Origin of the sequence: Sulfuricurvum sp., assembly GCF_019163035.1 — a bacterium.
Taxonomy (GTDB): Bacteria; Campylobacterota; Campylobacteria; order Campylobacterales; family Sulfurimonadaceae; genus Sulfuricurvum.
Genome location: NZ_JAFLKV010000120.1, coordinates 1 through 3,376, shown reverse-complemented (window position 1 = coordinate 3,376; position 3,376 = coordinate 1). Strand labels below are relative to the sequence as shown.

4 protein-coding genes are annotated in these 3,376 nt (G+C 43.3%); 2 read left to right on the top strand and 2 right to left on the bottom strand.

All coding sequences use genetic code 11. The annotated features are described in order from the left end of the window. Positions 1–845, bottom strand: an 845-nt coding sequence (locus JZU62_RS08605) for an FAD-binding protein (protein ID WP_295013854.1), incomplete at its 3' end; no start/stop codon positions are given. A gap of 2 nt (positions 846–847) precedes the next feature. After that, positions 848–1,723 carry a plasminogen-binding N-terminal domain-containing protein gene (locus tag JZU62_RS08600; protein WP_295013852.1) on the bottom strand — a complete coding sequence of 292 codons (876 nt, stop codon included), beginning with the start codon at positions 1,721–1,723 and terminating at the stop codon, positions 848–850. On the opposite strand from JZU62_RS08600, the gene JZU62_RS08595 reads away from it, so the two are divergent. Together JZU62_RS08595 and JZU62_RS08590 are read left to right on the top strand one after the other, a co-directional pair. Then, a complete protein-coding gene (locus JZU62_RS08595) occupies positions 1,705–2,898 on the top strand; it encodes a peptidoglycan DD-metalloendopeptidase family protein (RefSeq protein ID WP_295013851.1) in 1,194 nt (397 codons plus the stop codon). The two genes, JZU62_RS08600 and JZU62_RS08595, sit on opposite strands and share 19 nt — an antisense overlap. A gap of 9 nt (positions 2,899–2,907) precedes the next feature. Continuing rightward, on the top strand, positions 2,908–3,376 hold a 469-nt coding region (locus JZU62_RS08590; RefSeq protein ID WP_295013849.1), incomplete at its 3' end, for an NUDIX hydrolase.

Sequence of the window (3,376 nt, the reverse complement as noted above, 5' to 3'; positions counted from 1 at the left end):
TCCACATCGGTGACGAGAATCGCTCCCGCTTCAATCGGGAGACCTTTTTTATAGACCTGTTCTACGGAACGGATGGTGAGGTTATCTAAAAATTCCATCGCGACTGGGGTGACACCGCTCGCCATTGTTTTGTAAACTGCTTCCATCGCTTTACCTACGGTAGGGAAAATACCCATCGCCGTTTTGGTCATTTTCGGTTTGGAGAGGAGTTTGAGGGTCACTTCGGTGGTCACCGCTAATGTCCCCTCGGAGGCGATCAAAATTCCCGCGATATTGTATCCTGCGACATCTTTGATCGTTCGTTTACCTGCTTTGATAATATCACCGTTGGGGAGAACCGCACGGATTGCCATAACGTAGTCTTTGGTAATCCCATATTTTGCGGCGCGCATACCACCCGCATTTTCATTCACATTTCCGCCGATGGTTGAGTACTCTTGACTCGCCGGATCGGGCGGATAGAACAGACCTACCTCTTCCACTGCCTTTTGAAGCTCCATATTGACAACACCCGGTTGGACGATCGCCACCATGTTTTGCATATCGATCTCTAAAATTTTGTTCATGTGTTTTTCAAAGGCTAAAACGATACCGCCCGATGATGGGAGGGCTCCGCCGGTAAATCCGCTCCCCGCTCCACGTGGGACGATCACGATTCGGTGCTCATTGCAGTATTTTAAAATATCACTAACATCTCTCTCTGTACGGGGAAAAAGAACCGCTTCGGGCTCAAATTTTTCGCGTGTCGCATCATAGCTGTAGGCGATGAGGTGAGCTTTATCGCTGTAAACGTTCTCTTTACCGATTAAGTTGGTAAAAAAAAGGATGGCATCGGAGGAGAGCATTGTTATTCCTTCGCTTTGTCTGTTGGATTATTTAAAGTAATTATATCAATATAGTAAGGTTCATAGCTATCCAAGCTTGAACTTCCCTCACCCCACCATGCTCCACGGATTGTAGGGATACGGGAATAGAAAGGAGTTTGTTCCTTTTCAGCTATTTTTGCAAAAGAGGTAGTTTGTAATACCGTGAAGCTTTTGCAATCGAGGGTAAAGAGTTGGCTTTTGCTTTGGATATAGAGTAGTCCAATCGAGTTAGCGGTACAGTAGCTTTTGAAATCATCTACCAGAGGGGTTTGGTGCCCTTCATTAGAGAGAAACGTTGCATAGTTATCAGGGTGGACCCACTCGATACCGGAGATACTTTTCGTAATGGCATCATACGTATCATCATTCGGAGCGATCAAAAGGGCACGATTGTAATCATACGCTAAGACGGCGATATCAGAAGCTTTCGTTTTCCAGTTACCGCTTGGGAGGGCATCTTGATGTAGACCGGTATATTTGCCGATGTTTAAAATTGCACGGTTATTGGCGGGGTTTGTCTTTTCAACACGCACATTGGCAATAATGGTACTGTGGGTAGCATCAAATGCTCTCACGATAAAGCCACTCATCCCTTCACGCAAGTTTTCGGCAACAACGGTTGCACGAGAACCGTCAACTTCGAGAAGAGGGGTAGTAATGGACGAAGCGTTTAAGACGCTATAAGTGATAAGAGTAATAAGCCAGATGCGCATCATGGTAACCTTTTGATAGAGTAAGTAGGAGAGATTATAGCTAAACACCTCTTTGTAAATGGAATTTTTGCTATCATTTAACTCTTTTTCGCTCTCGGAATGGGTATTATTGGTCAAGGATAAGAATGGGTCGTATTTTTGCATTGCTGTTATTGCCCCTTCTCCTTTTCGGTGGCTCCGTCAAACCGTTTAAATGGAATGACGGTGAAAGCTTTCTCACCTTTCTTGAGCGAAAAAAACTTCCGCTTAGAATTTATTATAACCTCGATAAAGAGGATCAAAAACTTACTGAAGATATCCCTTATAATGCTAATTGTCAAATGGTAGTGGATAATAAAAAATTTATTCGACAGATTTTGATTCCGGTGAATGATGAGTTGCAACTACAAATCTATCTTACTCCAAAACGGCGCTATGAAATCAAGGTAATTCCAATTGTGAGCCAAGAGTATACTGAGACTCTGTATCTCCCGATCAAGACACTTCCATACGATGATATTGTAAAAATGACGGGGTCTAAAAATTTGGCTTCTGTTTTTGTAAAAATGTTTAAAGGGAAGGTTGATTTCCGTAAAGGGTTTAGAGTCGGTGATCCTATTGTTATCGTTTATACTCAAAAATATCGTCTCGGGAAACCGTTTTCAATGCCTGAAGTTCATGGAGCAGTGGTTGAAATAAATGGGAAAAAAGTGACAGTATATCGCCATGCCGACGGTCGTTTTTACGATGCAAAAGGGGCACAATATGAGAAATTTTTGTTTAGAATCCCGATCCGAAATCCTCGAATTACCTCCGGTTTTACGAAAAGCCGTTATCACCCAGTGCTACACCGTTATCGTGCTCATTTAGGGGTTGATTTTGGAGCCCGTCCTGGTACACCGATACTCTCGACAGGGGATGGACGTATAAGTTTTGCCGGTTATTCCAGAGGATATGGAAACACGATGAAAATACGACATTCCAATGGATTAACCAGTCTCTACGCACATCAAAAATCGTTTCGCAGTGGTATCCATAGCGGGTCTAGTGTGAAACAAGGAGAAGTGATAGGGTACGTCGGCAATACGGGACTATCCTCAGGACCGCATCTCCATTTCGGGATGTATTCAGGGAGCAGTGCGATTAATCCTATGAGCGTTATGAAGAAGACAACGGAAGGGTTTAGTGGCAAAGAGCGTCGAGTTTTTATCGCTATACGGGATAAAATGGATGCTAAATTTCGAAAAGCATTTAGCAATAAACCTATTCGTAAACCTTATTTCGATTTCCATGAAACCTATTATGTTGATAGTGAGACCTTTAAGCCAAAACCTTTTTAAAGGGTTGATATGATCCAAAATGTCAAAATCATTCCGTGTGAATCGTCTAATTTTGTAAAACCTAAACGGATCGAATACCTCCAAGCCGGTAGAGTAAAAATATGGGATATGGTTGAGGTACACGACAGTGTGGCGATCCTCATATACCATGAAGAGAATGAGACTCTAATCGTTGTTCGGCAGTTTCGCCCCCCTGTCTATCTGAAAAACAGTGATGGGTATACATACGAGCTGTGTGCCGGAATCGTCGATAAAGATAAATCGCTCCTTGAGATAGCGCATGAAGAAATTTTTGAAGAGTGTGGTTACCACGTTCCGCTGGAGCAGATCGAGAGGGTAACGTCGTTTTATACGGCAGTAGGATTTGCCGGATCGGTACAGACACTTTATTATGCTCGAGTGAATGAGTCAATGCAGGTGAATAACGGTGGTGGCATAGAGGATGAGATGATCGAGGTGATCGAGATTGCTGTGAGTG